The sequence below is a fragment of the Elioraea sp. genome (genome assembly GCF_051860475.1).
GTDB lineage: Bacteria > Pseudomonadota > Alphaproteobacteria > Acetobacterales > Acetobacteraceae > Elioraea.
Map to the genome: position 1 here is coordinate 1 of NZ_JBHYDW010000049.1, position 26,538 is coordinate 26,538.

Here is a 26,538-nt window from a genome sequence, read left to right on the forward strand (position 1 = left end):
CGGCGCCTGCGGGTTGATGTCGTGGAAGGCTAAGGTCCACTCGTCCTCGTGCACCTTCTGGCACGGCACCTCGTGGCGCAGGATGCGCGCGAAGATGTTCGAGGGGTCGTAGGGCGGCAGGCCGCTGACAGGCATCGCGAAGCTCCGGCAGATCGACGGAGCGTCCCGCCTACCACACCTTCTTGGTGCCTGGCAGCCGGCGGACCACGGGCTGGGCGCGCGCGGCCTTCTCGGCGATGCCGCTCGTGCCCTGGCGACGTTCCAGTTCGGCCCAGACCGTCTCGGGGCGGATGCCGGCGTCCACCCAGACCACCATGAGGTGGTAGAGCAGGTCGGCGCTCTCAGCGATCACGCCGTCACGATTGCCACGGGTGGTCTCGATCACCGCCTCGACCGCCTCCTCGCCGAGCTTCTGCGCGACCTTGGCGGTGCCGCGCGAGAGCAGCCGGGCGGAGTGCGAGAGCGCCGGGTCCGTGCCCTTGCGCTGCTCCACAGTGGCGAACAGCCGGTCAAGGATCGTGCCGTCCGGAACCGGCGGCTTCTTCACCGCCTTGGCGGGCCTGCCCATGGCCGCCTCACGCCGCCAGCGCCGGGGCAGGACGCACCGGCAGGCCCGCCGCCGCGAGCGCTGCCTTGGCCTCGGCGACCGTGAAGGTGCCGAAGTGGAACACGCTCGCCGCGAGCAATCCCGTGGCCCCGGCGCGTGCACCTTCGACGAAGTGATCGAGCAGGCCGACGCCGCCCGAGGCGATCACCGGCACCGGCACCGCCGCGGCGACCGCGCGGGTGAGGTCGAGGTCGAAGCCCTCGCCGGTGCCGTCGCGGTCCATGCTGGTGAGCAGGATCTCGCCGGCGCCGCGTTCGGCCGCCTCGCGCGCCCACACGACCGCGTCCCGCCCGGTGCCGCGCCTTCCGCCATGGGTGAACACCTCCCAGCGCCCGGGGCCGGCGCGCTTGGCGTCGACCGCGACGACGATGCACTGGCTGCCGAACTTGCGCGCGGCCTCGTTGATCAGGTCGGGGCGCGCCACCGCGGCGGAGTTCATCGACGCCTTGTCCGTGCCGGCGAGCAACAGCCTGCGGATGTCCTCGACCGAGCGCACCCCGCCGCCAACGGTGAGCGGCATGAACACGCAGGCCGCCGTGCGGGCCACCACGTCGAGGATGGTGTCGCGGTTGTCGGAAGAGGCGGTGATGTCGAGAAACGTCAGCTCATCGGCGCCTGCTTCGTCGTACACGCGTGCCTGCTCAACCGGGTCGCCGGCGTCGCGCAGGTCGACGAAGTTGACACCCTTGACCACCCGTCCGTCCTTCACGTCGAGGCAGGGCATGATCCTGACCGTCAGCATCGACTCGGGGCGACTCCTTCCTCATGTGTCGCGACCGCGCCTTCTGCGCCTCAGGACTTGGGCACGCAAACGAAAAAACGACGACGGTCGTAGGACTGCGGCGCAGCGCTCCGGTGGGACCGGATGATGCATTGGAGTTGTCGAGCCGGCGGGGCCGAATATGGAGAATGATCCCTCACCGGCACAGGGCAGGCCGGGTTACGCTGTCGATACTGTCTGCGGTCAGGAGGACGGCCATGGATCAGGCGGCGATACTGCTCGGTGCGCTCCGCGTGAAGGCGAGGCGCGCCGGGGCGCAGCTCTCGACGGCGGACGTCGAGGGTCTGGCGGATGCGGTCGGGATCGATCGCGGGGCCTTGCCGGGGCTGATGGCGCAACTGGACGCGGCGGACGCGGTGAAGCTGGTGTGGGGCGGGGTTGAGGTGCTCGCGGAGCCGGCGCGGACGGGCGGGCGCGTGGCGATCGAGACGAGCGGCCCTGCGCTCGGCGTCGGCCCGACGATGACGTTCGGAACGGAGTTCACGGTCGGCGCGCTGGCCGGGGCGGCGGAGCAGCTTCGCGCGCTGGAGCCGAGGCTCAAGGGCGTGGCGGCCGAGAGTGTGCGCGAGGCGCTGGCGGTGCTGGACGCACGTCCGGGTGCAGAGGCGGCGGCGGAGCTGCGGCAGGCCTGGGCGGCGCGGCTGATGGATGCGCTCAACGAGCTGGTGCGCCGCGCCCCGGAGTCCGAGACGGTGCTTGAGCTCGCGGAGCGAGTGCAGCGCGCGGTCGGGCGGGGATGAGTGCTGGCAGCGACGTGCCCGGCGAACGGCAGCGGGAGCCGGTGGACAGGCGAGATGCGCACCCCGCCAGCTTGAACCGGTCTCGATACCATCGCCGGGCGCAGCGCGATCGGCGGACGGCCCTCGACGCGCGCGCCGGACGCGGACGCCTCCGATGCATCCGTCGACCCCCTGACCGACAGGCGGCGCGATGCGCGCCGCCCCTGCATCGTCGCCTCCCGATCCGCCCCTCCCCGACCTCGCATCAACCGGATGCCGTCCGAGCCGATGCCGAATCGAGCAGCGCCAGCATGCCTCTCAGGATCTCGATCGGTGCCGGCGGACATCCACGGACGCTGAGATCGACCGGGATGACCGAGTCGACCCCGCCAACGACGGCATAGCTCCCGGCGAAGCAGCCGCCGTCCAGCGCGCAGTCGCCCACCGCGACCACCCACTTCGGGTCGGGCGTCGCGACGTAGGTCCGCTCCAGGGCCTCGCGCATGTTCCTCGTCACCGGCCCCGTCACCAGGAGCACGTCCGCGTGCCGCGGCGAGGCGACAAAGCGCAGCCCGAACCGCTCGATGTCGTAGTAGGCGTTGTTCAGCGCATGAATCTCCAGTTCGCAGCCGTTGCACGAGCCGGCATCAACCTCGCGGACCGCGAGGCTGCGGCCGAGACGGCGCCGTGCCGCGCGGCCGAGCGCATCGGCCATACGGGCGAGCGCCGCGTCATCGGCGGACGGCGCGGGCTCGGTGAGCGGCAGATGGATGAGGCTCTCGAACAGCAGCTTGCGCATCGCGCCACGCCTTCAAAGGTCATGCCCGGAGTACGAGCAGTTGAACGATTTGTTGCAGAGCGGGAAGTCGGCGACGATGTTGCCCTCGATCGCCGCCTCCAGCAGCGGCCATTGGAACCACGACGGGTCGCGCAGGTGGCAGCGCTCGATCCGGCCGTCCGTGCCCAGCCGCAACCAAACGAGCACGTCGCCGCGGAACCCCTCGACCAGCGCGAGGCCCTCGCCCGCGGACTGAGGCCGATCGCTCCACACAGCGCCACCCGGCAGCGCGGCGAGGATCTGCTCGATCAGCGCGAGGCTCTGCTCGACCTCGCGGATGCGGATCCAGACGCGCGCGTTGACGTCGCCTGCCTCCAGCACCGGCACATCGAACTCCAGGCGGTCGTAGGGCGGATAGCCCGGCTGCCGGCGCGCGTCGAAGTGCCGTCCTGACGCGCGACCGACGAACCCGCCGGCACCGAACCGGCGCGCGAGGCCGGCCTGAAGGATACCGGTGCCGACGGTGCGATCCTGCAGCGAGGCGGTGTTGTCGTAGAGCTCGACCAGCGCGGGGAAGCGCTGCCGGACGGCGGCGATCAGGCCGCGCAGTGCCGCGCGGCCGTCCCCGCCGAGATCGCTGCCGACACCGCCCGGGATGATCCGGTCGCGCATCAGACGGTGCCCGAAGCAGACCGCGCTCGCGCGCAGCACCTGCTCGCGCAGGACGCCGCACTGGGTATGCATCAGGCCGAACGAGGCGTCGTTGCAGATCGCACCAATATCGCCGAGATGGTTGGCGAGGCGCTCGAGCTCCGTCATCAGCGCGCGGAGCCAGTGCGCGCGTGCCGGTATGTCAAGCGCCAGCGCCGCTTCCGCTGCGCGCGCGAAGGCCAGGGCATAGGCGACCGTGCTGTCGCCCGAGACACGACCCGCAAGTCTGGCCGCCTGATCGAGCGTGGCGCCGGTCATCAGCCCCTCGATGCCCTTGTGGACGTAACCGAGCCGCTCCTCCAGCCGCACGACCGTCTCGCCGCTCGCGGTGAAGCGGAAATGGCCGGGCTCGATGATCCCCGCGTGCACCGGGCCAACGGGGATCTGGTGCAGGCTCTCGCCCTCGGCCGGCAGGAACGCGTAGGCGGTGCGCTCCGGCTCGGTTCGCACGCCGAGCGGATGACGCAGGTCCCAGCGTCCGTGGTCCAGCCACGGCCGCGGATCGGGCAGGCCGTCCGGCTGGAGGCCGAACAGGTCGCGCGCGGCGCGCTCCAGCCGGATCGCCGACGGATGGTGCGCGCCGATCGACGGATAGCGGCCGTCGGCGCAGTCGAGGCTGAGCACGCCGACCACGCGCCCAGGCTCGTCGAGCAGGGCCATGTGGACGCATCGCGCCTCGCCCCAGAGGCCGAGCAGCGTGCCGTGTCCGGCCGCCAGCTGGTCCGCGGCGACCCGCCACGCCGGCGGATCGACGGCGGCGCGCGGCCACGGGCGGTGCGCGGCGACCGGCCGGCCCTGCTGGATCAGCTCGAGGAGGCGCGGCATCGCTGGCGTGCTCCCGCTCTCACCTGCCGCGCATCATCTAAGGATGCCGGCAACATGCTGGAACCAGGCGACCAGAGGCGGCGGCAGATAGAGCCCGGCCGCCAGCACCAGCGCGAGGTGCGCGACCATCGGTACGTAGGAGGCTTCCACCGGCGCGGTGCTGCCATGCGGCTCGCCGAACGCCAGCCCGTTGAGACGCAGCAGCAGCGCGCCGAACGCGACCAGCAGGCCGAGCACGAGCGGGATCGCCAGCAGCGGCGCGCGCGCGAAGGTCGAGGTCACGATCAGGAACTCGCTCATGAAGATGCCGAGCGGCGGCAGGCCCGCGATCGCGACCACGCCCACCACCAGACCCCAGCCGAGCAGCGGATGGCTCTCGGTCAGGCCGCGGATATCGGCGATCTTCTGCGTGCCCTTCACCTGGGCGATGTGGCCGACCGCGAAGAAGATCGCCGACTTGGTGAGGCTGTGCATCACCATGTGCAGGAGCCCTGCGAAATTGGCGAGCGGGCCGCCCATGCCGAAGGCGAAGGCGATGATGCCCATGTGCTCGATCGACGAGTAGGCGAACATGCGCTTGATGTCGCGCCGGCGGTACAGCATGAACGCCGCGAACACGAGCGAGGTCAGGCCCATCGTGACCATCAGTGTTCCCGCCGCGATGGCAGCCGGGTTCGCCGCCAGCAGCAGCTTGAACCGCAGCAGCGCGTAGAGCGCGACGTTCAGCAGCAGGCCCGACAGCACCGCCGAGATCGGCGTCGGCCCCTCGGCATGGGCGTCCGGCAGCCAGGCATGGAGGGGTGCAAGGCCGACTTTCGTGCCGTAGCCGAGCAGCAGGAATACGAAGGCGACGTTGAGCAGCGCGGGATCGAACGCGGCGACCCGCTCGATCAGGGTCGTCCAGACCATCGCGTTGAGGCCCTCGCCGATCACGGGATGCGCGGCCATGTAGACGAGGATCGTGCCGAACAGTGCGAGCGCGATGCCGACGCTGCCCAGGATGAAGTACTTCCACGCCGCTTCCAGCGCCTCGTGCGTGCGGTAGATGCCGACCATCAGCACGGTGGTGAGGGTGGCAAGTTCGATCGCGACCCACATGAGCCCGATGTTGTTCGCGATCAGCGCGAGGTTCATGCCGAACATCAGCGCCTGGTACATCGCGTGATAGAAACGAAGATAGCTCCGCGGCAGCCGACCGATCTCGATCTCGTGTGCGATGTAGCTCGCGCTGAACACGCTGGTCGTGAAGCCGACAAACGTGTTGAGCACGATGAAGACGATGTTGAGATCGTCGATCAGCAGGTAGACACCGGGCTCCGGCCGGTCGCCGGTCAGCAGCGCCAGGGCGGCAAGCAGCGTCAGCAGGGTCGCCAGCACGTTGAGCCGGGCGGTGAGCAGATAGCCCGGCAGCAGCGCGAGCAGGGCGGCCGCCCCGAGGGGGATCAGCAGGATCGCGGTCGCGGCGTCTGACGCGGCGAGGCTCATCGCCGGTCTCCGCGATGCTGGTCGAGCGCGCTGACATCCACGGTGTCGAAGCGCTCGCGGATGCGGAACAGGAAGATGCCGATCACGATGAAGGCGATCAGCACCGAGAAGGCGACGCTGATCTCCACCACCAGCGGCATGCCCTTGGCGCCGGTCGCTGCCAGGATCAGGCCGTTCTCCAGCGACATGAAACCGACCACCTGACTGACCGCGTTGCGCCGCGTCACCATGGTCAGCAGGCCGAGCAGCACGACCGCGAGCGCGAAGGCGAGATCCTCGCGCGCGAGCGGATCGGCCTCAGGCGTGACCTGGAGCATCACCGAGACCGCAAGCGCGACCAGCCCCATACCGGCCAGCATGGTCGGGCCGATGCCGATGACGGTCTCGATCTCGCGATGGATGCCGAGGCGCTGGATGATGCGATGGAGTGCCACCGGGATGACGATCGCCTTGAACCCGAGTGCGATCGTCGCCGTGATGTAGAGATGCGGCGCATCCTGGATGAACGCCTGCCAGGCGACCGAGAGCGAAAGTACCAGGGCGTGCAGCGCGAAGATGTTGAGCAGGGCGTAGAGTCGGTCCTGGTAGAGCATCATGAAGCTGACCAGGACGAGGCCGCCCGCGAGCAGATGGGCGATGTCGAAGGCGAGACCGCCCATCACAGGCTCCGCGAGACGAACAGCAGAAGGGTGCCGAGCAGGCCGAGCATGAGCGCGGCGCCAAGGAAGTCCGGCACGCGGAACACCCGCATCTTCGCGATCGAGGTCTCGAACAGCGCCAGCGCGCAGGCGCCGACCAGCAGCTTGCCGAGATAGGCGCCAAGTCCCACCGCCGCGCTGGCGAGGCCAGCATCCGGCCCGGCCAGCCCCCAAGGAGCGAACAGGCAGGCGATCAGGGACAGGTAGAGCAGCAGCTTGAGCGACGTGGCGAACTCGATCATCGCCAGATGCCGGCCCGAGTATTCAAGCACCATCGCCTCGTGCACCATCGTGAGCTCGAGATGGGTGGCGGGATTGTCCACCGGGATGCGGGCGTTCTCGGCGATCGCCACGATCACGAGGCCGATCAGCGCGAGGCCGAGCGAGACGCGAAGCCCGACCTCCGGCGAAGCCATGAAGGCTGCGACGGTCGAGAGCTGTGTCGATCCGGCGACCAGCGCCACCGTGAACACCACGAGCAGCATGGCCGGCTCGGCGAGCGAGGCGATCAGCATCTCGCGGCTCGACCCGATCCCGCCGAAGCTCGTGCCGACATCCATGCCCGCGAGGGCCAGGAAGAAGCGCGCGCTGCCGAGCAGGGCGATGATCGCGATCAGGTCGGCCGTCCAGCTGAAGGTGAGGCCGGTCGCGAAGGTCGGCACGAGCGCGGCCGCGACCCAGGTCGCGGCGAAGATCAGATAGGGTGCGACGCGGAACAGCCACGACGCCGTCTCGGCGATCACCGCCTCCTTGCGCAGCAGCCGCAGCAGGTCGCGATAGGGCTGGATCACCGAAGGCCCCCGCCGGCGCAGCAGCCGCGCCTTCGCCGTGCGCACGGTCCCGGTCAGCAGGGGCGCGAGCAGCAGGACCAGCGCCATCTGCGCGCCCTGCACCAGGAGGTCGAGCATCACGGCCACAGCGCGAGCACCAGCAGGAGCGTGACCAGCGCCAGGAAGACGAGGCTCAGGTAGCGCCGGATGGTCAGGAACTGCAACACGTTCAGGCGCTCGGCGATCACGCCGATCGCCCGGGTCACGGGCGCGTAGAGCCCGTCCCAGATGAGATCCCGCGTCTCGACCACCAGCCGCGCGGGCTCCACGCTGCCCGGCGGCGGCATCTGCACCTGCTCGCTGGTACGGAACGCTGCCGCACCGAACACGCGTCGGATCGGCTGGGCGAAGCTGACCGCGGTGTACTGGGTGGCCGGGCTCGGATCCGGGAAGCCGCAATCCCAGGCCGGCGCGCGACGGAGCGCACGCGAGGCGAAGCGGTGGATGGCAAGCACGGCCAGCGTGGCCGAGGCCGCGATGAAGGCGAATACCAGCAGCCCGTTATAGGAGCTTCGGCTCTCGGCGACCGGCACGATCGACAGCCACGGTTCATGGATCTGCACCGGCATGCGCGCGCCGACCAGGGACGAGACGGCCGGCGCCAGGCCATCGATGATCAGGCCGGGCAGGATGCCGAGCAGCAGGCAGAGGACCGCGAAGACGCCCATCGCACCGAGCGAGAGCCGGTCAACCTCGTGCGCGGTCGCCGCGGACGCGGAGCGCGGCCGGCCAAGGAAGGTGACGCCGAACGCCTTGACGAAACAGGCCGCCACCAGCGCTGCCGAGAGCGCCAGCACCCCGCCCACCCCGGGCACCATGACCTTCAGGCCCCATTGCGGCAGGTCCGGGCTCAGCAGGATCGCCTGGAACGTCAGCCACTCGGAGACAAAGCCGTTCAGCGGCGGCAGCGCGGAGATCGCCACGCAGCCGACCAGGAAGGCGAACCCGGTGACGGGCATCCGGTGGATCAGCCCGCCGAGCCGGTCCATGTCGCGCGCACCGGTCGCGCTGAGCACGGCACCTGCGCCGAAGAACAGCAGGCCCTTGAACAGCGAATGGTTGAGTACGTGGAACAGCGCCGCGGTGAGCGCGAGAGCGGCCGCGCCGTCGAAGCCGTTGGCCTGGAACGCCAGGGCGAGACCGAGATTGACGAAGATGACGCCGATGTTCTCGATCGTCGAGTAGGCAAGCAGGCGCTTGAGGTCGCGCTCCATCAGCGCGTGCAGGATCCCGAGCACGGCGGTCGCGCCGCCGAGAAAGAGCAGGATCGCGGCAGCCCACCATGACGGCGCGTCGATCAGGTCGAACACGACGCGGATGAAGCCGTAGACGGCGACCTTGGTCATGACGCCGCTCATCAGCGCCGAGACGTGGCTTGGCGCGGCCGGATGCGCGAGCGGCAGCCAGACATGCAGCGGCACGATGCCAGCCTTGGAGCCCGCCCCCAGCAGCAGCAGCACCAGCACCAGCGGCGCGACCCACGATGCGTGGGTGGCCCGGCGCATCGCACCGAAGGTGTAGCCGCCCTCGGCGCCGGCAAGCAGGCCGAACGCCAGCAGGAGAGCCAGCGTGCCGAAGCTCGCCATCACCAGATAGACATAGCCGGCGCGTGCGTTCTCCGCCGCCCGATGGTGCGCCATCACGAGCGCCCAGGACGCGAGCGACATGAATTCCCAGGACAACAGGAAGGTGAACGCGTCATCAGCGAGCACGACCAGGTTCATGCCGGCGAGGAATGCCGCGAAGAACGGCAGCACGCGCTGCGGTGCCTCCTCGTGCCGGCCGTAGCCGAGGCCGTAGAGGCTTGCCATCGCGCCGCCCAGGTTGATCAACAGGAGGAAGAACGCGGCCAGCGCGTCGACGCGGAAGTTGGCGCCGATCCAGGGAATGCCGAGCGGCAGTGTCAGCGCCGCGGGGGGCCCGGCCCATCCGAGCAGCTGCGCCAGCGCCGACGCGAACGAGATCGCCGACACGGCGAGGCAGGCGCCATAGACGAGCGGCCGCGCCTCGGGTGCACGCGGCCGCAGCACGCCCAGCACCGCCGTTCCGAGCAGCGCACCCACCGACCAGAGGGCGATCTGGACCGACATCTCGGGCGCCATCTAGCGCGCCGGCGCGACGGATTCGCGCGACGTCATTGCGGTCCGGCCCGCGCGGGATCCGACTGTCCCGGCGTCGATGGAGGTTGTGGCGACCGCAGGCGCACGCCGCGTCCGCCGCCCGCGCTGGGCATGCCGTCACCGATCAGCTCGATGCCCGCCGCATCGAGGGCGGCGACCAGCTTCATCAGCGAGTCGACGTTGCCGCGGATGACCCCGCTGCTGGAAGCCTCCATGCGCTGGACGGTCGGCACCGACAGGCCCGCGAGCTCCGCGAGCTGGCGCTGGTCGATGCCGAGCAGCGCCCGGGCGGCGCGCAACTGGGCCGGGGTGATCATGGAGCCCCTATGCTGTCCTAGCTTATCAATCCAAATTCATATATGCAGCATACTTTATGATATGTGAAGTATCTAAATATCGATGTGAGCCAAACCAGGACGCGTGCCAGGAGCGTCACGGTCCGCACCGAGTTCGAGCCCCACCCGGGAACGGAAGCCCCGGGTCTGGAGGCCGCGCGGCCGCGGCGGATCCGGCCCTCCCCGGGGATGGCGGGTCCGACCGGCGGGAGTCCTCAGGAGGGGAGCCGGCGCGCGAGTCCGCGCGACTGCGCGTCTCGTGCCGGCCGGACCGCCAATCCGCGGGACCGCATCGAGACGACCGTCGCCGCCTTGACGCGCCCTTCGAACGTCGGGGCGCCGACGCGATCTCGTACGACAGCTCCAAGGCCAGGGTAGACGTCGCGGCCGCTGGCGGGGGCAATGCGCCAAGGCATTCCGGTTCGTGCTGCGGACAGCAGCAGTCCCGCGCCGGCGTCAGCTACCGCGATGGCGGACTCCGCACGAGCGGCATAGGCAAAACGGACGGCAAGGCGCCCGACCTAGCGCCTCAGCGCGGCCGCGACGGGCGCGTCGGCAGGCGGCGGGTCGTCGATGTCATCCGACCAGACATGGAGCACACCGTCGACATCATCGGGTCGCTCCCGGAGCTTGGCCCGCACGATCGCTTCGATGCGAGGTTGCGCGGCTGCAAAGCACGCCAGCAACTCAGCCGGCTTGAACCGCCGCTGGCCGGACAGGTCCTGCAGCGCGCTGCGCGAGATCGCGCACGCGACCGTCCGCCCGTCCGCAACGATCTCGAAGGTCACGCGCGCGCCATCCCAGCGCGGATGCCGCGTCATGCGGTGAGCCGCCGTACGCAGGCCTGTACCGCGTCGCTGTCGACGGATGCGGCGCCCGGCATCCTCGCCCATTGACGCGCGAGCTCGTAGCCGCGGTTCCAGTCCAGCCGGCCCGTCTCGGCGGTCGCCGCCCGAGCACGCTCTTCACAGAACTGCGCCTGCTGCTCGACAACCGCGGCGTGCACGCGCGCCTCGGCAGTGCTGCTGCGCACCTGGTATCCGGCGAAGCTCGACACCAGCGGCCCAAGCATCATCCCGATCCCGAGAGCATAGATGATCGGCCGGTTGCGGTCCCACCGATTGCGCAATCTGTCAGCACGCGGCTTTTCGTTGATCGCCATCGCAGCCTCCTTGTGGCTATTCACGGCGGTTCGCGCCGTGCTCCGTGCCTTCATCATTTTCGGGGCCGGGATCGGAACCGGAGGCTTGTCGCGTCAGCCGATCTCTCCGGTCGACAGATGGTGACGCCACGGCATGATTACATCGGCGTGCCGGCACACCGTGGTGACGGGTTCAGAGCAGCGTCATCCAGATCACGGCGGCGCCGGCTGCAAAGGCGAGGCTCGTGGCACCGAGAGCGATGCAGAGGACGATCCCGTCCTCCTCGAGATACGCGACAGCCACCAGGATGATCGCCACGGCATAGGGAATGTTGCTGAGCGGCACCGGTGTCGCCAGGAGCAGCGCGCCGAGCAGGAGCATCAGCGCGCCGACCAGGCGCTTGGTCGTCTGGAACGGTGTTGCGAAGCGCGGGCGCATCACCCGCTCCATGGCGCGAAGCACCGGCAGCGCGCGTTGGATCAGCGCGACAAGGCGCTGCGTCGGCAGCCCGCGCGCGCTGAGGCGCTGCGGGAACACGGGTGCCGCGTGGCCGCGCAGCATCTGCGAGGCGGGGATGGCCAGCAGCAGCCCGGCTGCGATCGCGATGCCCGGCAGAAGGGCGAGCAGGCCCAGAAGCAGCAGTACAAGGCCGAACGAGCGCGGGCCGAGCCGATCGACCACCCAGCCGAGGCTGACGGTCCCGCACGGGGCCTCATGCATAAGCCCTTCGAGCAGGATCGATGTCGGGACGCGCGCCACCTCGGCCATGCTGAAGTCTACACACGGCGGATGCCGGAGCCGGATAGGGGGCTAGCGCAGTCCCCCCGCACTTGGTCTTCTTGCGTCCATGGAAACGATCCTTCTGGTTGGCTGCGGCAGGATGGGCGGGGCGATGCGCGCGGGCTGGCTCGAAGCCGGGCGCAGCGTGGCGGTGGTCGAGCCTGGCCCCCATGCGCCATCGGGCGCCGTGGCAACCCCCGATGCGCTGCCCGGCGGCCTGCGCCCCGCCGCGGTGGTGCTGGCGGTGAAGCCGCAGGAGGCGGACGCGGTCCTGCCGGACTACGCGCGCTTCGCCGGTTCGGCGGTGTTCCTGTCGATCATGGCAGGCCGGACGATCAGCCGGATGCGCGCCCTGCTGGGCGACGGGGCAGCGGTCGTGCGCGCCATGCCCAACACGCCGGCGGCCGTGCGCCAGGGCATCGCGGTCGCCTGCCCCGGACCTGGCGTCACCGGGGCGCAGCGGGCGCTCTGCACCGGCCTGCTCGACGCGATCGGCGCGGTCGCGTGGGTCGAGGAGGAGGCGCTGATGGACCCCGTGACCGCGGTGTCGGGCAGCGGGCCGGCCTATGTGTTCCTGCTCGCCGAGGCGATGGAGGCGGCCGGCATCGCGCAGGGCCTGCCGGCCGCACTCGCGCGACGGCTCGCGCGCCAGACCGTCGCCGGTTCAGGCGCGCTGCTCGCGGCCAGCGCCGAGGACGCGGCGCAGCTGCGCAGGAACGTCACCAGTCCGGGCGGCACCACCGCCGCCGCGCTCGCGGTGCTGATGGCCGAGGGCGGTGTCCCGGAGCTCATGCGCCGCGCGGTCGCCGAGGCCACGCGCCGCTCGCGCGAACTGGCGGGCTGAGCCGCCCGCCCCCATGTGATCGCCATGGACGGGATCGACGCCTTCGACCGGGACGTCACGGCCGCGCTGATGCGGGTAGCGGCGCGCGAGGGCTGGCGCGGCACGACGCTGCCGGCGGTCGCGGCCGAGGCCGGCACGACGCTCGCCGGGCTGCGAGCGCGGTTCGAGGATCGCGCCGCGATCCTCGACCGGTTCGGCGTCGTGGTGGATGCCACGGTGCTTGCCGGCACCGCACCGGCGAGCGAAGCCGACACGCCAAAGGACCGGCTGTTCGACGTGCTGATGCGCCGGTTCGACGCGCTCGCGCAGCATCGCGCCGGCGTGCTGGCATGCTGGCACGGCATCAGCGCTGATCCGGTCGCGCTGGCGTGCCGTTTCCCTGCCGCGCTGGCCTCGATGCGCTGGATGCTCGAGGCTGCCGGGATCCCGGCCAACGGTCCGCTCGGAATGCTGCGTGCGAAGGGGCTGCTCGCGGTCTGGGTGGCGGTGTTCCGCACCTGGGAGACCGACGAGACGGCCGACTTCTCCGCCACCATGGCCGCGCTCGACAAGGCACTGACCCGCGCCGAGAGCCTGGCCGAGACGCTCGAACCGCTGCTCGGCGGCCGGAAGCGGCCCGAGTCTGGGCCGCCGCCCGCCGCGGGGACGGAGCCGGGCTCGCCCCTCGGCGCCGGGAGCGAGCCCGACGCCGTTGATTGAGGTTTCTGCTGCACTGCACAAAACCGTTTGACCTACGGACATATGCAGGGCTAAAGCCGGGCACGAGGACGGCTTTCCCCGGCAGGGGCCGGTCGCTCCCCTGACGTGAACCGCAAGGACGAACCACAATGGCGAAGAAGCCCGAGACCATGTTCGACATGGATGTCACGAAGATGATGGCCGAGTTCAAGCTGCCGCAGGTGGATGTCGAGGCCCTGGTCGCGGCCCAGCGGCGCAACATCGAGACGTTCTCGACCGCGAACAAGCTCGCGCTCGAAGGCATGCAGGCGGTGGCGAAGCGCAACATGGAGATCATGCAGCAGTCGCTCGCCGACATGACCGATGCGATGAAGGCAATCGCTTCGGCTGAGGCGCCGCAGGCCAAGGCCGCCAGGCAGGCCGAGCTGATGAAGGCGACATACGAGAAGGCGATGCAGAACATGCGCGAGCTGCAGGACATGGTGCAGAAGATGTCCGGCGACACGCTTGGCGTGCTGAACCGCCGCGTCTCCGAGGCGCTCGACGAGGTGCGGGCCATGATGGAGAAGGCGAAGAGCTGACCGGTCGCCTGCCGGCTCCATCGTGCCGCGCCGTTGCCTCGCGGCGCGGCACGCCTAGGCCACAACGCTACGGAAGGGCGGCGCTGCCGCCGGGGCGAACGGCGGCCGCTCGGTCGGACGCGGGCGGCCCGATCCATGATCGCTCGCCGTTCCCTCCTGCTCGCCGGCGCCAGGGTGCTGGCCGCGCCGACGGTCTGACGGCAGGCGCGGCCACCGCCGGCCAGGCCCGAAACATCGGGCCGAGAAACCGGCGCGCCGAGGTTGCCTCCGCCCCGGCCTCGCATTAGGTAGAAGGTTAAGCTGCGCTTTGTCAGGCGCGGCGCAAGCACCGTTACCGGGAGGCTCTACCTATGATTGCTCGTCGTTCACTTCTGCTCGCCGGCGCCGGCGCGCTGGCCGCTCCCGCTGTCGTGCGCGCACAGCAGGGCCGCAGCTACATCCTGGCCACAGCGACCATCGGCGGCACCTACTATCCCGTTGGCGTTGCCCTCGCGACGTTGACCAAGGTGCGCCTGCAGGCCAGCAAGGGGATCGACATGTCGGCGATCTCCTCGGCCGGGTCGGGCGAGAACATCCGGCTCCTGCGCGAGAACCAAGCGCAGTTCGCGATCCTCCAGGGCCTGTTCGGCCTCTATGGGCGCGACGGGTCGGGACCCGTGCAGTCGGACGGGCCGCAGCGGAACCTGCGCTCCATCTGCGGCGTGTGGGGCAACACCGAGCACGTCGTGCTGCGCAACAGCTTCGTCCGCACCGGCACCTTCGAGGACCTGCTGAACATGCGGGGCCGGCGCTTCTCGATGTCCGCGCGCAACTCCGGCACGGAGTTCTCGAACCGGTTCATCTTCGCCAACAGCGGGATCAACCCGGATCAGACCTTCGAGTTGGTCTACCTCGGCTTCGGCCCGACCGCCGAGGCGCTGATCGCGGGGCAGATCGACGGCGCCAATCCGGGTGGCGGCATCCCGGTCGCGGCGGTGACACAGATCTTCGCCCGCGCGGGCGACCAGTTCTCGATCCTCGAGTTCACCGACGAGCAGGCGAAGAAGGCGGATGGCGGCACCGGTCTCTACACGGCACGGATCATTCCGGCGAACACCTACCCGAATGTGGCCAAGGACATCCGCACGATCACACAGCCGAACTTCCTGGCCTGCAATGCTGCGGTGCCAGAGAACGACGTCTACGAGATCACCAAGGCGATCTTCGAGAACTTGCCGTTCCTGAACAGCATCCATGCCGCGACGCGCGAGATGAAGCTTGAGACTGCGCTCGACGGCATGGTGAACCCGGTGCACCCGGGTGCGGCGCGCTACTACACCGAGAAGGGCATAGCGATCCCCGAGCGGCTGCGCGCCGCCTGACGTGACGGCGTCACGTCGTCAGGACGCTGACCTGCGCGGCGAGGGCAGCCTCGCCGCGCAGTTCGCGTTCTGGTTCGGCGCGGCGCTCGCCGCCTGGCACCTCTGGCTGAACACCTTCGGCCTGGTCAGCGAACTCCGCGCCAGCGTGATCCATTTCGCAGGCTTCGCCACGATCGGCGCGATGGCGTGGCCCCTTATGCGCGGCGGCGGCGCGCGTGGCGCCCTCGCCTACGCGGCCGACATCGCGATCGCGCTGATGGCGATCGGCTGCGCGTTCTATCTGTTTCTCGGCGAGGACTCGTTCTACGCCCGTGGCAGCAAGTTCCTATGGTACGATTGGGTGTTCACCATCGCCGCACCCGTGATCGCGCTGGAAATGATCCGCCGCACGACCGGCTGGGTGGTGCCCGTCCTCTGCATCCTTGCCTTCACCTATGTCACGACCTGGGGCGCGTGGCTGGACGGCGTGCTGCGCTTCCCGGGACTCTCGCTCGAAATCACGCTGTTCCGCGTCTTCTATTCCGACGACGGGATGTTCGGGAACATCGCCCAGATCTCGTGGAATCTGGTGACGATGTTCATCATCTTCGGCGCGTTCCTGCAGGTGTCGGGCGCGGACCGGTTCGTGCTCGACATCGGCCGCGCGATCGCCAAGCGGCTGCAGGGTGGGCCCGGTTTCGTCGCCGTGATCGCATCGGCGCTGTCGGGAACGATCTCGGGCTCGGCCGTGGCGAACGTCACGTCCACCGGAGCGGTCACGATCCCGCTGATGATCCGCGCCGGCTTCAAGCCGCACTTCGCTGCCGGGGTCGAGACCGCGGCGAGTACCGGAGGCGGGATCCTGCCGCCGATCATGGGCGCGGGCGCCTTCATCATGGCGTCGATAACCGGCATCCCCTACCTGACGATCGCGGCGGTCTCGGCCATTCCTGCGCTCGTCTATTTCGGTGGCGTTGCGTTCGGCGTGCGCATCCATGCCAGGCGCCACGACATCCGCTTCGTCGATGAGGACGCGCCACCGCTGTGGGAGACCGTGCGCCGGCGGGGCCTGCCGTTCCTGATCCCGTTCACGGTCTTGCTCTACCTGCTGTTCACCGGCATCGGCCCGGCCTATTCGGCGGGGGCCGCCACCGCGACGGTCGTCGTGGTGTCCTGGGCCTCCGACATGCCGATGGGGCCGCGCCGGGTGGTCGAGGCGCTCGCCCTGGGGGCGCGCACGATGGCGCCGACCGCGGTACTGCTGGTCGGCATCGGCGTGATGATCTCGGCGGTCGCGACCACCGGCCTCGGCAACGTGTTCTCGATCATGATCGAGCGCTGGGCAGGCGGCTCCGTCGCGATCGCGCTCGTCCTGATCGCGATCGCCTCGCTGATCCTGGGCGCAGCCCTCCCGGTCACCGCGTCCTATGTCGTGCTCGCGACGCTGTCCGCCCCGGCGCTGTCGGACATGATCCTGGGCGACGCGGTGCGCGCGGCCTTCGCGGCGGGGACCATTCCCGACATCGCGCGCACGCTCGCGATGCTGGTCGCCCCCGATGTCACCCTGCCGTCGCCCGGAAGCACGATGGCGGCCGCAGAGGCGGCGCGGCTGTTTGCCGCCTTCCCGCCCGAGATGCGTGGCCAGGTGATCGACGCGACGCTCACACCGGGTGCGGCCGCGCTTGCACTGCTGTCGTCGCACATGATCATCTTCTGGCTCAGCCAGGACAGCAACGTCACGCCGCCGGTCTGCATCCCCGCCTACGCCGCCGCCGCGATCGCCAAGGCGAGCCCGCTCGCCACCGGCATGGTGGCGTGGCGCCTGGCGAAGTCGCTCTACTTCATCCCGCTGATCTTCGCCTACCAGCCGTTCCTCTCCTCCGACCCGACCGTACAGCTCGCGATCGCCGCCTTCGCGCTGCCCGGGATCTACGCGCTCTCGGCCGCGATCGAGGGCTTTGCCGAGGCACGCCTCAACCTGGTGGAGCGCGGTGTGCTCGGCGTCGCCGGCTTCGTGCTGATCGTGCCGTTCGGTCAGCTCGTGAACTGGATCGCGATCGTGGTGTTCGTCGCGCTGATGGGGCTCAACCTGGTCAAGGCGCGCCGCGCCGCATCGGTCGCGGCCGCTACGCCGGGAGCCTGATCCGCGCCCTGAGCCCGCCCTGTGGGCTGTCCTCGAGCGCGATCTCGCCCCCATGGGCGCGCACGATGTCGCGCGCGATCGTCAAGCCCAGGCCGGTATGGCTGCCCCCGCCCCGCCCGCCACCGAGACGCACGAACGGCCGGAACGCCTCCTCGCGCTGCTCCGCCGGAATCCCCGGTCCGTCGTCATCGACCGTGATCTGCACCACCTCGCCGCCGCCGCGCACGACCCGTTCGGCCGCGAGCCAGACATGCCGCGCATGCCGGCGGGCGTTGTCGACGAGGTTGCCGAGGCAGCGACGCATCGCGTCGGCACGCAGCGGCAGCACGAGCGGCGCAGGCGCCGTCAGCTCGACCTCGGTGCCGGCGGCGCGTGCCTTCTCCGCCATGTCGGCGAGCAGAACCGCCAGATCGGTCGGCTGCGCCTGTTCGGTGCCCTCGCCGCGCGCGAAGGCAAGATAGCCCTCGATCATCCGTTCCATCTCGGCAATGTCCTCGCCGAGCGCGGCAAGCTCCTCCGCCTCGTCCGGCTTGCGGGTACCGAGCATCGTCAGCGCCAGACGCATGCGCGTCAGCGGCGTGCGCAGATCGTGGCTGACCCCCGCCAGCATCTCGGTGCGCTGCGCGAGGAAGCGGCGCAACCGCTCCTGCATCAGGTTGAACGCCGCTGCCGCCTGGCGCACCTCGTCCGCCCCCTCCGGCTTGATCGGGCCGACATCGCGGCCCTTGCCGAATGCATCCGCGGCGAGCGCGAGCCTGCGCACCGGCTTGACCTGGTTGCGCATGAACACGGCCGCGATCGCGAACAGGATCAGTGCCGAGCCGATCAGCCAGAGCACGAACACGGTGACCGTTCCGGTGAACAGCCGCTTGGCCGGGGCATCCACATGCAGCACGCCCTCGGGCAGCTGGACACGGATCTGCACCTCGCGCTCGGCGCGCCCGGACCAGTCGATGCGGAACGGCAGGCGCACCCGCTCGGCCAGCGCAGCGCGCAGCTCCGCCTCCGCGGGGCCCTGGATCACGTCGGGCGGATCGGCGGGCAGGATCTCGCCGTCGGCGAAGCGGATCGCGAGTTCCGTGCGGGTCAGCATCTCCCGTGCGAGCCAGTCCTGGTCCACGCCATCGGGAAAGCGACGCAGCATCTCGACCGCGAGCGCGACATCGCCCGCGACCGCGGCGGCGAGCCGGCGCGAGACCACCTCCCAGTGCGTGCCGTAGAAGATCTGCAGCGCGACCGCCTGCAGCAGGATCAGCGGCATGACGATGATCAGCACGCTGCGCCCGAACAGCGAGCGCGGCAGCAGGCGCTTCAGTGTCCCGGCGAGACGCATCATCGCGGCTTCAGCACGTAGCCCCGGCCGCGCACCGTCTGGAGGAAGACCGGCTCGCGCGGGTCGGGCTCGATCTTGCGCCGGAGCCGCGTCACCTGCACGTCGATCGCGCGCTCGCCGGCATCCGCCTGGCCAAGGGCGGCGGCGATGTCCTCGCGCGTCAGGATCTCGCCGGCGCGGCGCGCCAGCGCCGCGAGCAGCGCCGCCTCGCCGCCGGTGAGCCGGATCGTCTCGGCGCCACGGCTGAGCGTGCCGCGCTCGGGGTCGAACACCGCTTCGCCGAGCACCACCGGCCCCTCCGCCTGGCTCGGCGCAGCGGCGGCGCGGCGTAGGATGGTTCTGATCCGCAACAGCAGCTCGCGCGGCTCGAACGGCTTGGCGAGGTAGTCGTCCGCACCGTGCTCGAACCCGGAGATCCGGTCCTCCGGCGCGCCGCGCGCGGTCAGCAGCACGATCGGGATGTCGTGCGTGCGCCGGAGCGCCTCGGTCAGCGCGAGTCCGTTCTCGCCCGGCATCATCACGTCGAGCAAGATCAGGTCGAAGGCGATCCCGGCGAGCCGCTCGCGCGCCTCCGCCGCATCCGCCGCAATGGTCACGCGGAACCCCTCGCCGGCGAGATAGCGCCGCAGCAGCTCGCGCAGCCGTGCATCGTCGTCCACCACCAGGATGTGCGGCGCGTCCGTCCCGACCGCCTCGCGCGGGGCCGCAGGCATGGCGGCGTCCCTACGCGACCTTCCCCGCCGGCCGCTGCAGCGGCACCGCCAGCCGACCGGCGAGCCGCGCGCGCGCCTCCGGCTCCATGAGGCCGAGCATCACCTTGCGGAACCCCTCCACCGCCGCCCCGCCCGCCTCGCGGAAGGCGCGGGCGAGCGTCTCGCGCTGCCGCTCGAACAGCCGCCGCTCCAGCACCTCGCCCTCGGGCGTGAGCGCGAGCAGCCGCTGGCGCCGGTCCGACCGCCCCGGCGTCTGCGTGACGTAGCCACCGTCGATCAGCGGCTTCAGCACCCGCCCGAGCGACTGCTTGGTGATCGCCAGGATGGCCAGCAGCTCCGAGACGGTGATGCCGCGGTGCCGGCCGACGAAGTAGAGCACCCGGTGATGCGCCCGCCCCATCCCCAGCTCCTCCAGGATCGCGTCCGGCCCGGCGGTGAAGTCCCGGTAGCCGTAGAACAGCAGCTCCATGGCGAGGCGGATCTCCTCCTCGCGCAGGAACAACAGCCCGGCCGTGCCGCGCGTATCCATGCAGTGGCGTCTCCCCAGGGTTTCCGAGTCGAGTTAGGGCAGTATCATTGACATATCACGGCGCCGCCCGTAGCGTCGAGACCGTTGCGCGGCAGCCGCGCAAGACGAAACAAAGTTGCGAGGATGCGCCCCATGGCCCTGGTCCCCTACGACGATCGCGACGGCCTGATCTGGTACGACGGTGTCCTGCGCCCCTGGCGCGAGGTCAAGCTGCACGTGCTGACCCACGCGCTGCACTATGCCTCCGCCGTGTTCGAGGGCGAACGCGCCTATAGCGGCCACGTCTTCAAGCTGCACGAGCATTCCCAGCGCCTCGTCGACAGCGCGCGGATCATGGACATGCAGCTGCCCTGGACGGTCGAACAGATCGACGAGGCGACCAAGGTCACGCTCGCCGCCTCCGGTCTTGCCGACGCCTATGTCCGCCCGATCGTCTGGCGCGGCTCGGAGATGATGGGGGTCTCGGGCCAGAAGAACGCGATCCATCTCGCCATCGCCGTCTGGTCCTGGGGCGCCTATTTCGGCGACGACCGCATGAAGGGCATTCGCCTCGACATCGGCCAGTGGCTCAGGCCGGACCCGCGTACCGCGCCGACCCAGGCGAAGGCCGCCGGGCTCTACATGATCGCCACGCTGAACAAGCACGCCGCCGAGGCGAAGGGCTACGCCGACGCGCTGATGCTCGACTGGCGCGGCCAGATCGCCGAAGCGACCGGAGCGAACATCTTCTTCGTTATCGACGGTGCGATCCACACGCCCGAGCCGGACTGCTTCCTCGACGGGATCACGCGCCGGACGGTGATGCAACTCGCGCGGAACCGGCAGATGACGGTCGTGCAGCGCGCGATGATGCCCGAGGAGATGGCCAGGGCGACCGAGTGCTTCCTCACCGGCACCGCCGCGGAGGTCACACCGGTGGCCGAGATCGGCGAGCACAGGTTCACCCCGGGACAGATCACCGAGACGCTGCTGAAGGACTACGACCGCACCGTGCGGCTCCCGCCCGAGGAAGTCGCCAGGATCGCGGCGTAGGAGGAACCTCTGGGGGGACCACGCGGGTTCCCCCAGCCCCCCGCATGACGGAACCCTGCGACCTTTCCGCCGTCGAGGCTCGACGCCTGATCGGCGCCAAGCGGCTCTCCCCGAGCGAACTGCTCGAATCCTGCATCGCCCGCATCGAGCAGGTGAACCCGGCCGTCAACGCCGTCGTCGCCACCTGCTGCGAACGTGCCCGCGCCGAGGCACGCGACGCCACCGAAGCCGTGATGCGCGGCGACGACCTGCCTCCGCTGCACGGATTGCCGCTCGGCGTGAAGGATCTGAACGACACCGAGGGACTGGTCACGACCTACGGCTCGCCGCTCTACCGCGACCACATCCCCGAGACGGACGAGCTGCTGGTGGCGCGGCTCCGGCGCGCCGGCGCGATCGTGCTCGGCAAGACCGCCACCCCAGAGTTCGGCGCCGGCGGCAACACCACCGTCAACCCGGTGCACGGCTACACCCGCAACGCCTTCGACGTCTCGCGCGCCTGCGGCGGCTCTTCCGGCGGCTCGGGCGTCGCGCTGGCCTGCGGCATGATGCCGCTCTGCACCGGCTCCGACAGCGGCGGATCCCTGCGCAAGCCCGCCACCTTCAGCGGCGTGACGGCCATCCGCCCGACCACCGGGCTCGTGCCCTCGGAGCGGCGCCGGATCGGCTACACCAACTTCAGCGTCCAGGGGCCGATGGCCCGCACCGCCGAGGACTGCGGGCTGATGCTCTCTGTCATGGCCGGCTACGACGTCACCGACCCGCTCTCCTACCAGGTCGATACGCGCGACTTCCGTGATCTGCCGGAGGTCGACCTGTCCCGCCTCCGGGTCGCCGTCTCGGTCGATTTCGGCTGGGCGCCCGTGGAGCACGGCATCCGGAAGGTGTTCGAGGCACGGCTCGCGCGCTTCGCCTCCGCCTTCGCGCGCTGCGAGCGGCACGACCCGGGCCTGGAGAGCGCGCTCGACGTGTTCTGGACCCTGCGCGGGATCTCCTTCATCGCCGCGCATCACGAGCGCTACCGGACGCACCGCGACCAGCTCGGCCCGAACATCGTCACCAATGTCGAGGCCGGCCTGGCGATGACGGCCGAGCAGATCGCCTGGGCGCATGCCGAGCACACGCGGCTCTACCGCTCCTTCCAGCGCCTGTTCGACGCGTATGACCTGCTGATCACGCCCGGCCAGCCCATCACGCCGACCGCCGTCGAACAGCGCAACGTCACCGAGATCAACGGCGAGCGGATGAAGAACTACATGCACGCCTCGGGTCTGACCTCGGCACTGACGCTGATGGGCAACCCCTGCGTCTCGATCCCCTGCGGCCTCGACCATACCGGGATGCCGTACGGCTTGCAGATCTGCGGCCCGATGAAGGGCGACGCGTTCGCGCTCGGGGCCGCGCACGCCCTCGAGCGCCTGTTCGCCGCCGATCCGGACCTCGCCCGTCCGGTGCCCGATCTCACCGGGCTGCGCGTCCACGGCTGATTGAGGCGCGCCTCGCCCGCCGCCGGCCTGCGCCGGACCACACGGAATCGGCGAGCCACCTGGGCTCCCTCGCCTTCGGCGAGGCATTCCTTCGAAAATTCCCCACTAGGTTGTATAGTGTAGCGAACTAGCCCGATGCGCCCCCGGCGCTTGGCGGGTGCGACGGAGCGGTACTGGCGACGGAGGTCGGGCCTATTCCAGCCATCTCGGCGATCCAGGGCGTGGAGGGCACCCGCAACCATCCCGACAACGAGGCCGAACGGCTCGCGGCGCTGATGGACCTGATGCGCATCGGGCTCCTCCAGCCGGGAGGTCTCGGCAGCGCGCTCCGGCGGGCCACGGAACTGGTCGCGCGAACCGTCGGTGCCGCGCGGGCGGGCGTGTGGACATTCACGCCGGCGCGGGACGCGATCATCTGCAAGGACGCCTACGACGCAGCCGCCGACCGCCATGAGGCGGGCGCCGAACTGCTTCGCGACGACCACCGGCCCTATTTCGATGCGATCGCCAGCGATGACGTCATCGTTGCCGCGGATGCGCTCGCGGACCCGCGCACGGCCTGCCTGGCCGAGCGCTACCTCCGCCCGCTCGGCGTTGGCGCGTTGCTGGACACGCCGATCCGCGCCGAGGGCGCGCTCTACGGCGTGCTGTGCCTCGAACATGTCGGCGGCACACGCGCCTGGACCGATGCCGACCGGGCCTTCGCGGTCGCCGTCGCCGATCTCATCTCGCTCGTCCACGTGCAGGACGCCCGGACCCAGAGCGAAACCCGGCTGCGCGCGATCATCGAGAGCGAGCCGGAATGCGTGACGGTCGTTTCGCCCGACGGAAACCTGCTCGACATGAACCCGGCCGGGCTGGCCATGGTGGAGGCAGACGAGCTCGCCTCGGTGCGCGGCCGGCCGATCGCGCCTCTGATCCACGCCGACGACCGCGACGCCTTCTTCGACCTGCATCGCCGCTGCGTCGACGGCGGCAGCGGACGGCTGCAGTTCCGGTTCCTTGGCCTGAAGGGCACGGAGCGATGGATGGACGCGCACGCCGCGCCGCTTCGCGGACCGGATGGATCGATCGAGGCGGTGCTGAGCGTGACGCGCGACATCACGGAGCACCGCAGCGCGGAAGCCGAGCTGATCGAGCAGCAGCAGCGGAGCCGGATGATCCTCGAGACCATGGGAGAGGGCATTCACGGTCTCGACGCGCAAGGGCGGGTCCTGTTCGACAACCCCGCCGCGCTGGCGATGCTCGGCCAGACGGCGGACGAAACGCGCGGTCGGCATTCCCATGAGCTGATCCACCACCATCGCGCGGACGGCAGCCTCTATCCGGTCGAGGAGTGCCCCATCTTCCGGTCGTTGCGCGACGGCGTCACCCGACGCGTGGACGGCGAGGTGTTCTTCCGCAAGGACGGATCGAGCTTCCCCGTCGAGTATGTCTGCGCGCCCATGGTGCGGGCCGATGGTTCGATCGCCGGCGCGGTGGTGACGTTCCGGGATGTGTCCGATCGGCTGAGGGCCGAGCGCCTGCGGCAGGCCGAGACCGAGATCTTCGACCTGATCTCCGCGGGCGCGGGGTTGTCCGAGGTGCTGGAGCGGATCGCCCTCGCGATCGAGGAGGCGCTCGCCGAGGCGCGCGTCGCGGTGTTCCTGGTCGACGAGGAGGGGATGCGGTTCCGCCACGGCGCGGCGCCGCGCCTGTCAGCCTTTTCGGAGGCGGTGGCCGGAACCGCCATCGGACCCGAGGTCGGCACCGCCGGCGCAGCGATTCACCACCGCCGTCAGGTCATCTCGACCGACATCGAGAGTGATCCGCTGTGGTCGGGGTTCCGTGAACTCGCGCGCGCGCACGGACTGCGCGCCTGCTGGTCGACGCCCGCACTCGATGCCGCCGGCCGGCCCATCGCAGTGCTGGCAGTGCACTACGACAGCCCGCGAGCGCCCGGGCTCGAGGATCTCGGCATCGTCGACCGGGCCGCCCGGCTGGTCTCGCTCGCCGTGCAGCGGATCAGGAGCATCGAGGCGCTGCGCGCGAGCGAGGCGACCTTCCGCGAGGCGTTCCGCGACGCGGCGACCGGCATCGTCGTGGCCGCGCCTGACGGAAAGATCCAGGAAGTCAACGAGGCATTCGCGCGCATCGTCGGCTACACGCGCGAGGAGCTGCGCGGCGGCGACCTCCAGACCCTGACGCCGCCAGACGACCTGCCCTACACGCGCGAGTTGCGCGAGGAGCTGCTGAGCGGCAGGCGGCAGAGCTATGTCCGGCAGAAGCGCTACCGCACCAAACAGGGCGGCATGGTGTGGGTGCGCAACAGCGTCTCGATGCGGCGCGATGCCAGCGGGCGCCCGCTCAGCGCGATCGTGGTCTCCGAGGACATCACGCGGCAGACCATGGCCGAGCGCGAGCTGCGCCACAGCCAGGCGCTGCTTCAGATGGCGTCGCGGATCGGCCAGCTCGGCGGCTGGGAGGTCCGCCTGCCGGGCTACGAGACGACCTGGTCGGATCAGGTCAGCGCGATCCACGACCTGCCGCCGCGCCAGGTTCCGACTGTCGAGGCGAGTTTCCGCTTCTACGTGCCCGAGCACCGCGACCTGATCCGCAACGCCTTCCTGGTCTGCGCCGTCGACGGCTCGCCCTGGGACCTCGAACTCGAGCTCGTCACCGCGACCGGGCGGCGCATCTGGGTGCGCAGCATCGGCCAAGCGGTGCGCGACGAGAACGGGCGGATCGTCGCCGTTCAGGGCGCGCTGCAGGACATCTCCGAGCGGAAGCAGGCCGAGGCACGCCTCCGCGAGAGCGAGAGCCGGTTCCAGGCGGTCGCGAGCGTGACCGCCGACGTGATCTGGGATTGGGATCTCAGGACCGACCGGGTCTGGTGGAGCGAGGATGTCGAGACGGCCTTCGGCTGGTCTGCGGACGAACTGGAGCCTGATGCCTCGTCCCGGACCGGCCGGATCCATCCCGACGACCGCGAGCGGGTCGTCGCCGGACTCCGGCACGCGATCGAGCATCGCGAGGCGAGCTGGGCCGACGAGTACCGCTTCCTGCACAGGGACGGCTCGGTCCTAGAGATCGAGGATCGGGGCATGATGATCTTCGGCCCCGACGGCACGCCATCCCGGCTGGTCGGCGGGATGACCGACATCACCGCGCGCAAGCGCTTCCAGCGCGACCTGCGGGAGCGCATCAAGGAGCTGCGCTGCCTCTATCGCGTGCTCGAGCTGACCACCGCCGACACCCGGTCGGTCGAAGCCATCTGCGCGGACATCGTCGCGATCCTGCCGGCAAGCCTCCTGCATGATCAGCACGCGGTCGGCCGGATCACGATCAACGGCACCTCGTACTACAGCACCGATTGGCAGCCGCCGGTCCAGGCGCTGACCAGCCCGATCCGGTCGGAAGGCAACGAGATCGGCGTGGTCGAGATCGGCTATCGGGAGCGGATGCCTGACGAGCCGGGCCTGGGCAGCCCGTTTCTCTCCGAGGATCGGGCGCTGATCGATGCCGTCGCCACGCATGTCGGTCGGATGCTGCACGATCGGCGTGTCGGCGAGACGCTGCGCCAGGCCGATCGGCTGCGCGCCGTGGGGCAGCTCACCGGCGGGATCGCGCACGACTTCAACAATCTCCTAACGGTGATCCTCGGCAACACCGAGCTGCTCGCGCAGAAACTGATGGATGACCCGCCCGCGCAGTCGCTCGCCCTGATCGCGCAGGACGCGGCCGAGAACGCGGCGGAACTGACCAGGCGGCTGCTCGCCTTCTCGCGCCGCCAGGCCCTCGCGCCGCGCGCGACCGACGTCATCGCGCTGCTGCGCGGGATGCAGGGACTGCTCCGCCGGACGCTGGGCGAGCATATCCAGGTCAGGTTGGTCCACGCGGAGTCGCTGTGGCACGCGTTGATCGATCCGCCGCAGCTCGAAAGTGCGATCCTCAATCTCTGCATCAACGCGCGGGACGCGATGCCGGAGGGCGGCGTGCTCACGATCGAGAGCGCGAACGCCAACCTCGATCGGTCCTACGCCGAGCTGGACGCGGAGCTGGAACTCG

At 70.2% G+C, this 26,538-nt stretch carries 24 protein-coding genes and 1 pseudogene; 9 read left to right on the forward strand and 16 right to left on the reverse strand.

Features of this window, described 5'->3' with window-relative positions; genetic code table 11:
- The 3 genes and pseudogenes from ACTIFU_RS10750 to hisF form a co-directional block, all read right to left on the reverse strand.
- Positions 1–135 (reverse strand): annotated as a pseudogene (locus ACTIFU_RS10750) (histidine triad nucleotide-binding protein); the annotation flags it as partial.
- A 34-nt stretch (positions 136–169) separates the two neighbouring features.
- Positions 170–568: a phosphoribosyl-ATP diphosphatase gene (locus ACTIFU_RS10755; RefSeq protein ID WP_439578305.1), complete on the reverse strand. Its 399-nt coding sequence runs from the start codon at positions 566–568 to the stop codon at positions 170–172.
- Positions 569–575: 7 nt separating this feature from the next.
- Positions 576–1,349 carry an imidazole glycerol phosphate synthase subunit HisF gene (gene hisF / locus ACTIFU_RS10760; protein ID WP_439578306.1) on the reverse strand — a complete coding sequence of 258 codons (774 nt, stop codon included), beginning with the start codon at positions 1,347–1,349 and terminating at the stop codon, positions 576–578.
- Positions 1,350–1,585: 236 nt separating this feature from the next.
- Between hisF and ACTIFU_RS10765 the strand changes: the two genes are divergently transcribed.
- Positions 1,586–2,128, forward strand: coding sequence for a hypothetical protein (locus ACTIFU_RS10765; protein ID WP_439578307.1), 543 nt, complete (start codon positions 1,586–1,588; stop codon positions 2,126–2,128).
- A gap of 244 nt (positions 2,129–2,372) precedes the next feature.
- Here the strand turns inward: ACTIFU_RS10765 and ACTIFU_RS10770 are convergent, their stop codons facing one another.
- The 10 genes from ACTIFU_RS10770 to ACTIFU_RS10815 form a co-directional block, all read right to left on the reverse strand.
- Positions 2,373–2,906, reverse strand: coding sequence for an NADH-quinone oxidoreductase subunit B family protein (locus ACTIFU_RS10770; RefSeq protein WP_439578308.1), 534 nt, complete (start codon positions 2,904–2,906; stop codon positions 2,373–2,375).
- A gap of 12 nt (positions 2,907–2,918) precedes the next feature.
- Positions 2,919–4,421 (reverse strand): hydrogenase large subunit, encoded by a 1,503-nt coding sequence (locus ACTIFU_RS10775; protein WP_439578309.1) that lies wholly within the window; start codon positions 4,419–4,421, stop codon positions 2,919–2,921.
- A gap of 33 nt (positions 4,422–4,454) precedes the next feature.
- On the reverse strand, positions 4,455–5,906 hold the full coding sequence (locus ACTIFU_RS10780; RefSeq protein ID WP_439578310.1) for a hydrogenase 4 subunit F: 1,452 nt from the start codon (positions 5,904–5,906) through the stop codon (positions 4,455–4,457).
- Entirely contained in the window at positions 5,903–6,565 is a 663-nt protein-coding gene (locus tag ACTIFU_RS10785) for a hydrogenase-4 component E (protein ID WP_439578311.1), read from the reverse strand. Before ACTIFU_RS10785 ends, ACTIFU_RS10780 begins: the two co-directional genes overlap by 4 nt.
- Entirely contained in the window at positions 6,565–7,512 is a 948-nt protein-coding gene (locus ACTIFU_RS10790; protein WP_439578312.1) for a respiratory chain complex I subunit 1 family protein, read from the reverse strand. The genes ACTIFU_RS10785 and ACTIFU_RS10790 overlap by 1 nt, the downstream gene beginning before the upstream one ends.
- On the reverse strand, positions 7,512–9,524 hold the full coding sequence (gene hyfB / locus ACTIFU_RS10795) for a hydrogenase 4 subunit B (protein WP_439578313.1): 2,013 nt from the start codon (positions 9,522–9,524) through the stop codon (positions 7,512–7,514). The genes ACTIFU_RS10790 and hyfB overlap by 1 nt, the downstream gene beginning before the upstream one ends.
- 44 nt (positions 9,525–9,568) lie before the next feature.
- The gene (locus ACTIFU_RS10800) at positions 9,569–9,871 is read right to left on the reverse strand and encodes a helix-turn-helix domain-containing protein (RefSeq protein WP_439578314.1); all 303 of its coding nucleotides are present in this window, start codon (positions 9,869–9,871) and stop codon (positions 9,569–9,571) included.
- Between the two features lie 539 nt (positions 9,872–10,410).
- Positions 10,411–10,782, reverse strand: coding sequence for a DUF1488 family protein (locus tag ACTIFU_RS10805; protein WP_439578315.1), 372 nt, complete (start codon positions 10,780–10,782; stop codon positions 10,411–10,413).
- A complete protein-coding gene (locus ACTIFU_RS10810; protein ID WP_439578316.1) occupies positions 10,707–11,051 on the reverse strand; it encodes a hypothetical protein in 345 nt (114 codons plus the stop codon). The genes ACTIFU_RS10805 and ACTIFU_RS10810 overlap by 76 nt, the downstream gene beginning before the upstream one ends.
- A gap of 172 nt (positions 11,052–11,223) precedes the next feature.
- Positions 11,224–11,799, reverse strand: a complete 576-nt coding sequence (locus ACTIFU_RS10815; RefSeq protein ID WP_439578317.1) for an exopolysaccharide biosynthesis protein — start codon at positions 11,797–11,799, stop codon at positions 11,224–11,226.
- A gap of 79 nt (positions 11,800–11,878) precedes the next feature.
- Here ACTIFU_RS10815 and proC point away from each other — a divergent pair, with 79 nt between their 5' ends.
- The 5 genes from proC (at position 11,879) to ACTIFU_RS10840 (ending at position 17,397) form a co-directional block, all read left to right on the forward strand.
- A complete protein-coding gene (gene proC / locus ACTIFU_RS10820; RefSeq protein WP_439578318.1) occupies positions 11,879–12,655 on the forward strand; it encodes a pyrroline-5-carboxylate reductase in 777 nt (258 codons plus the stop codon).
- Between the two features lie 24 nt (positions 12,656–12,679).
- A complete protein-coding gene (locus tag ACTIFU_RS10825) occupies positions 12,680–13,354 on the forward strand; it encodes a TetR family transcriptional regulator (protein ID WP_439578319.1) in 675 nt (224 codons plus the stop codon).
- Between the two features lie 128 nt (positions 13,355–13,482).
- Positions 13,483–13,914, forward strand: coding sequence for a phasin family protein (locus tag ACTIFU_RS10830; RefSeq protein WP_439578320.1), 432 nt, complete (start codon positions 13,483–13,485; stop codon positions 13,912–13,914).
- 350 nt (positions 13,915–14,264) lie between these two features.
- Positions 14,265–15,275: a TAXI family TRAP transporter solute-binding subunit gene (locus ACTIFU_RS10835; RefSeq protein ID WP_439578321.1), complete on the forward strand. Its 1,011-nt coding sequence runs from the start codon at positions 14,265–14,267 to the stop codon at positions 15,273–15,275.
- Between the two features lies 1 nt (position 15,276).
- On the forward strand, positions 15,277–17,397 hold the full coding sequence (locus ACTIFU_RS10840; protein ID WP_439578322.1) for a TRAP transporter permease: 2,121 nt from the start codon (positions 15,277–15,279) through the stop codon (positions 17,395–17,397).
- Here ACTIFU_RS10840 and ACTIFU_RS10845 read toward each other — a convergent pair.
- Genes ACTIFU_RS10845 through ACTIFU_RS10855 form a run of 3 tightly spaced genes read right to left on the reverse strand, consistent with a single transcriptional unit; the run spans position 17,381 to position 19,972 of the window.
- On the reverse strand, positions 17,381–18,733 hold the full coding sequence (locus ACTIFU_RS10845) for an ATP-binding protein (RefSeq protein WP_439578323.1): 1,353 nt from the start codon (positions 18,731–18,733) through the stop codon (positions 17,381–17,383). The two genes, ACTIFU_RS10840 and ACTIFU_RS10845, sit on opposite strands and share 17 nt — an antisense overlap.
- Positions 18,730–19,443: a response regulator gene (locus ACTIFU_RS10850; RefSeq protein ID WP_439578324.1), complete on the reverse strand. Its 714-nt coding sequence runs from the start codon at positions 19,441–19,443 to the stop codon at positions 18,730–18,732. The genes ACTIFU_RS10845 and ACTIFU_RS10850 overlap by 4 nt, the downstream gene beginning before the upstream one ends.
- Before the next feature lie 10 nt (positions 19,444–19,453).
- Positions 19,454–19,972: a MarR family transcriptional regulator gene (locus ACTIFU_RS10855; RefSeq protein ID WP_439578325.1), complete on the reverse strand. Its 519-nt coding sequence runs from the start codon at positions 19,970–19,972 to the stop codon at positions 19,454–19,456.
- 132 nt (positions 19,973–20,104) lie between these two features.
- On the opposite strand from ACTIFU_RS10855, the gene ACTIFU_RS10860 reads away from it, so the two are divergent.
- From ACTIFU_RS10860 to ACTIFU_RS10870, 3 genes are all read left to right on the forward strand, one after another.
- Positions 20,105–21,004 carry a branched-chain amino acid aminotransferase gene (locus ACTIFU_RS10860; RefSeq protein WP_439578326.1) on the forward strand — a complete coding sequence of 300 codons (900 nt, stop codon included), beginning with the start codon at positions 20,105–20,107 and terminating at the stop codon, positions 21,002–21,004.
- A gap of 44 nt (positions 21,005–21,048) precedes the next feature.
- Positions 21,049–22,491: an amidase gene (locus ACTIFU_RS10865; protein ID WP_439578327.1), complete on the forward strand. Its 1,443-nt coding sequence runs from the start codon at positions 21,049–21,051 to the stop codon at positions 22,489–22,491.
- Positions 22,492–22,712: 221 nt separating this feature from the next.
- On the forward strand, positions 22,713–26,538 hold a 3,826-nt coding region (locus ACTIFU_RS10870), incomplete at its 3' end, for a PAS domain S-box protein (protein ID WP_439578328.1).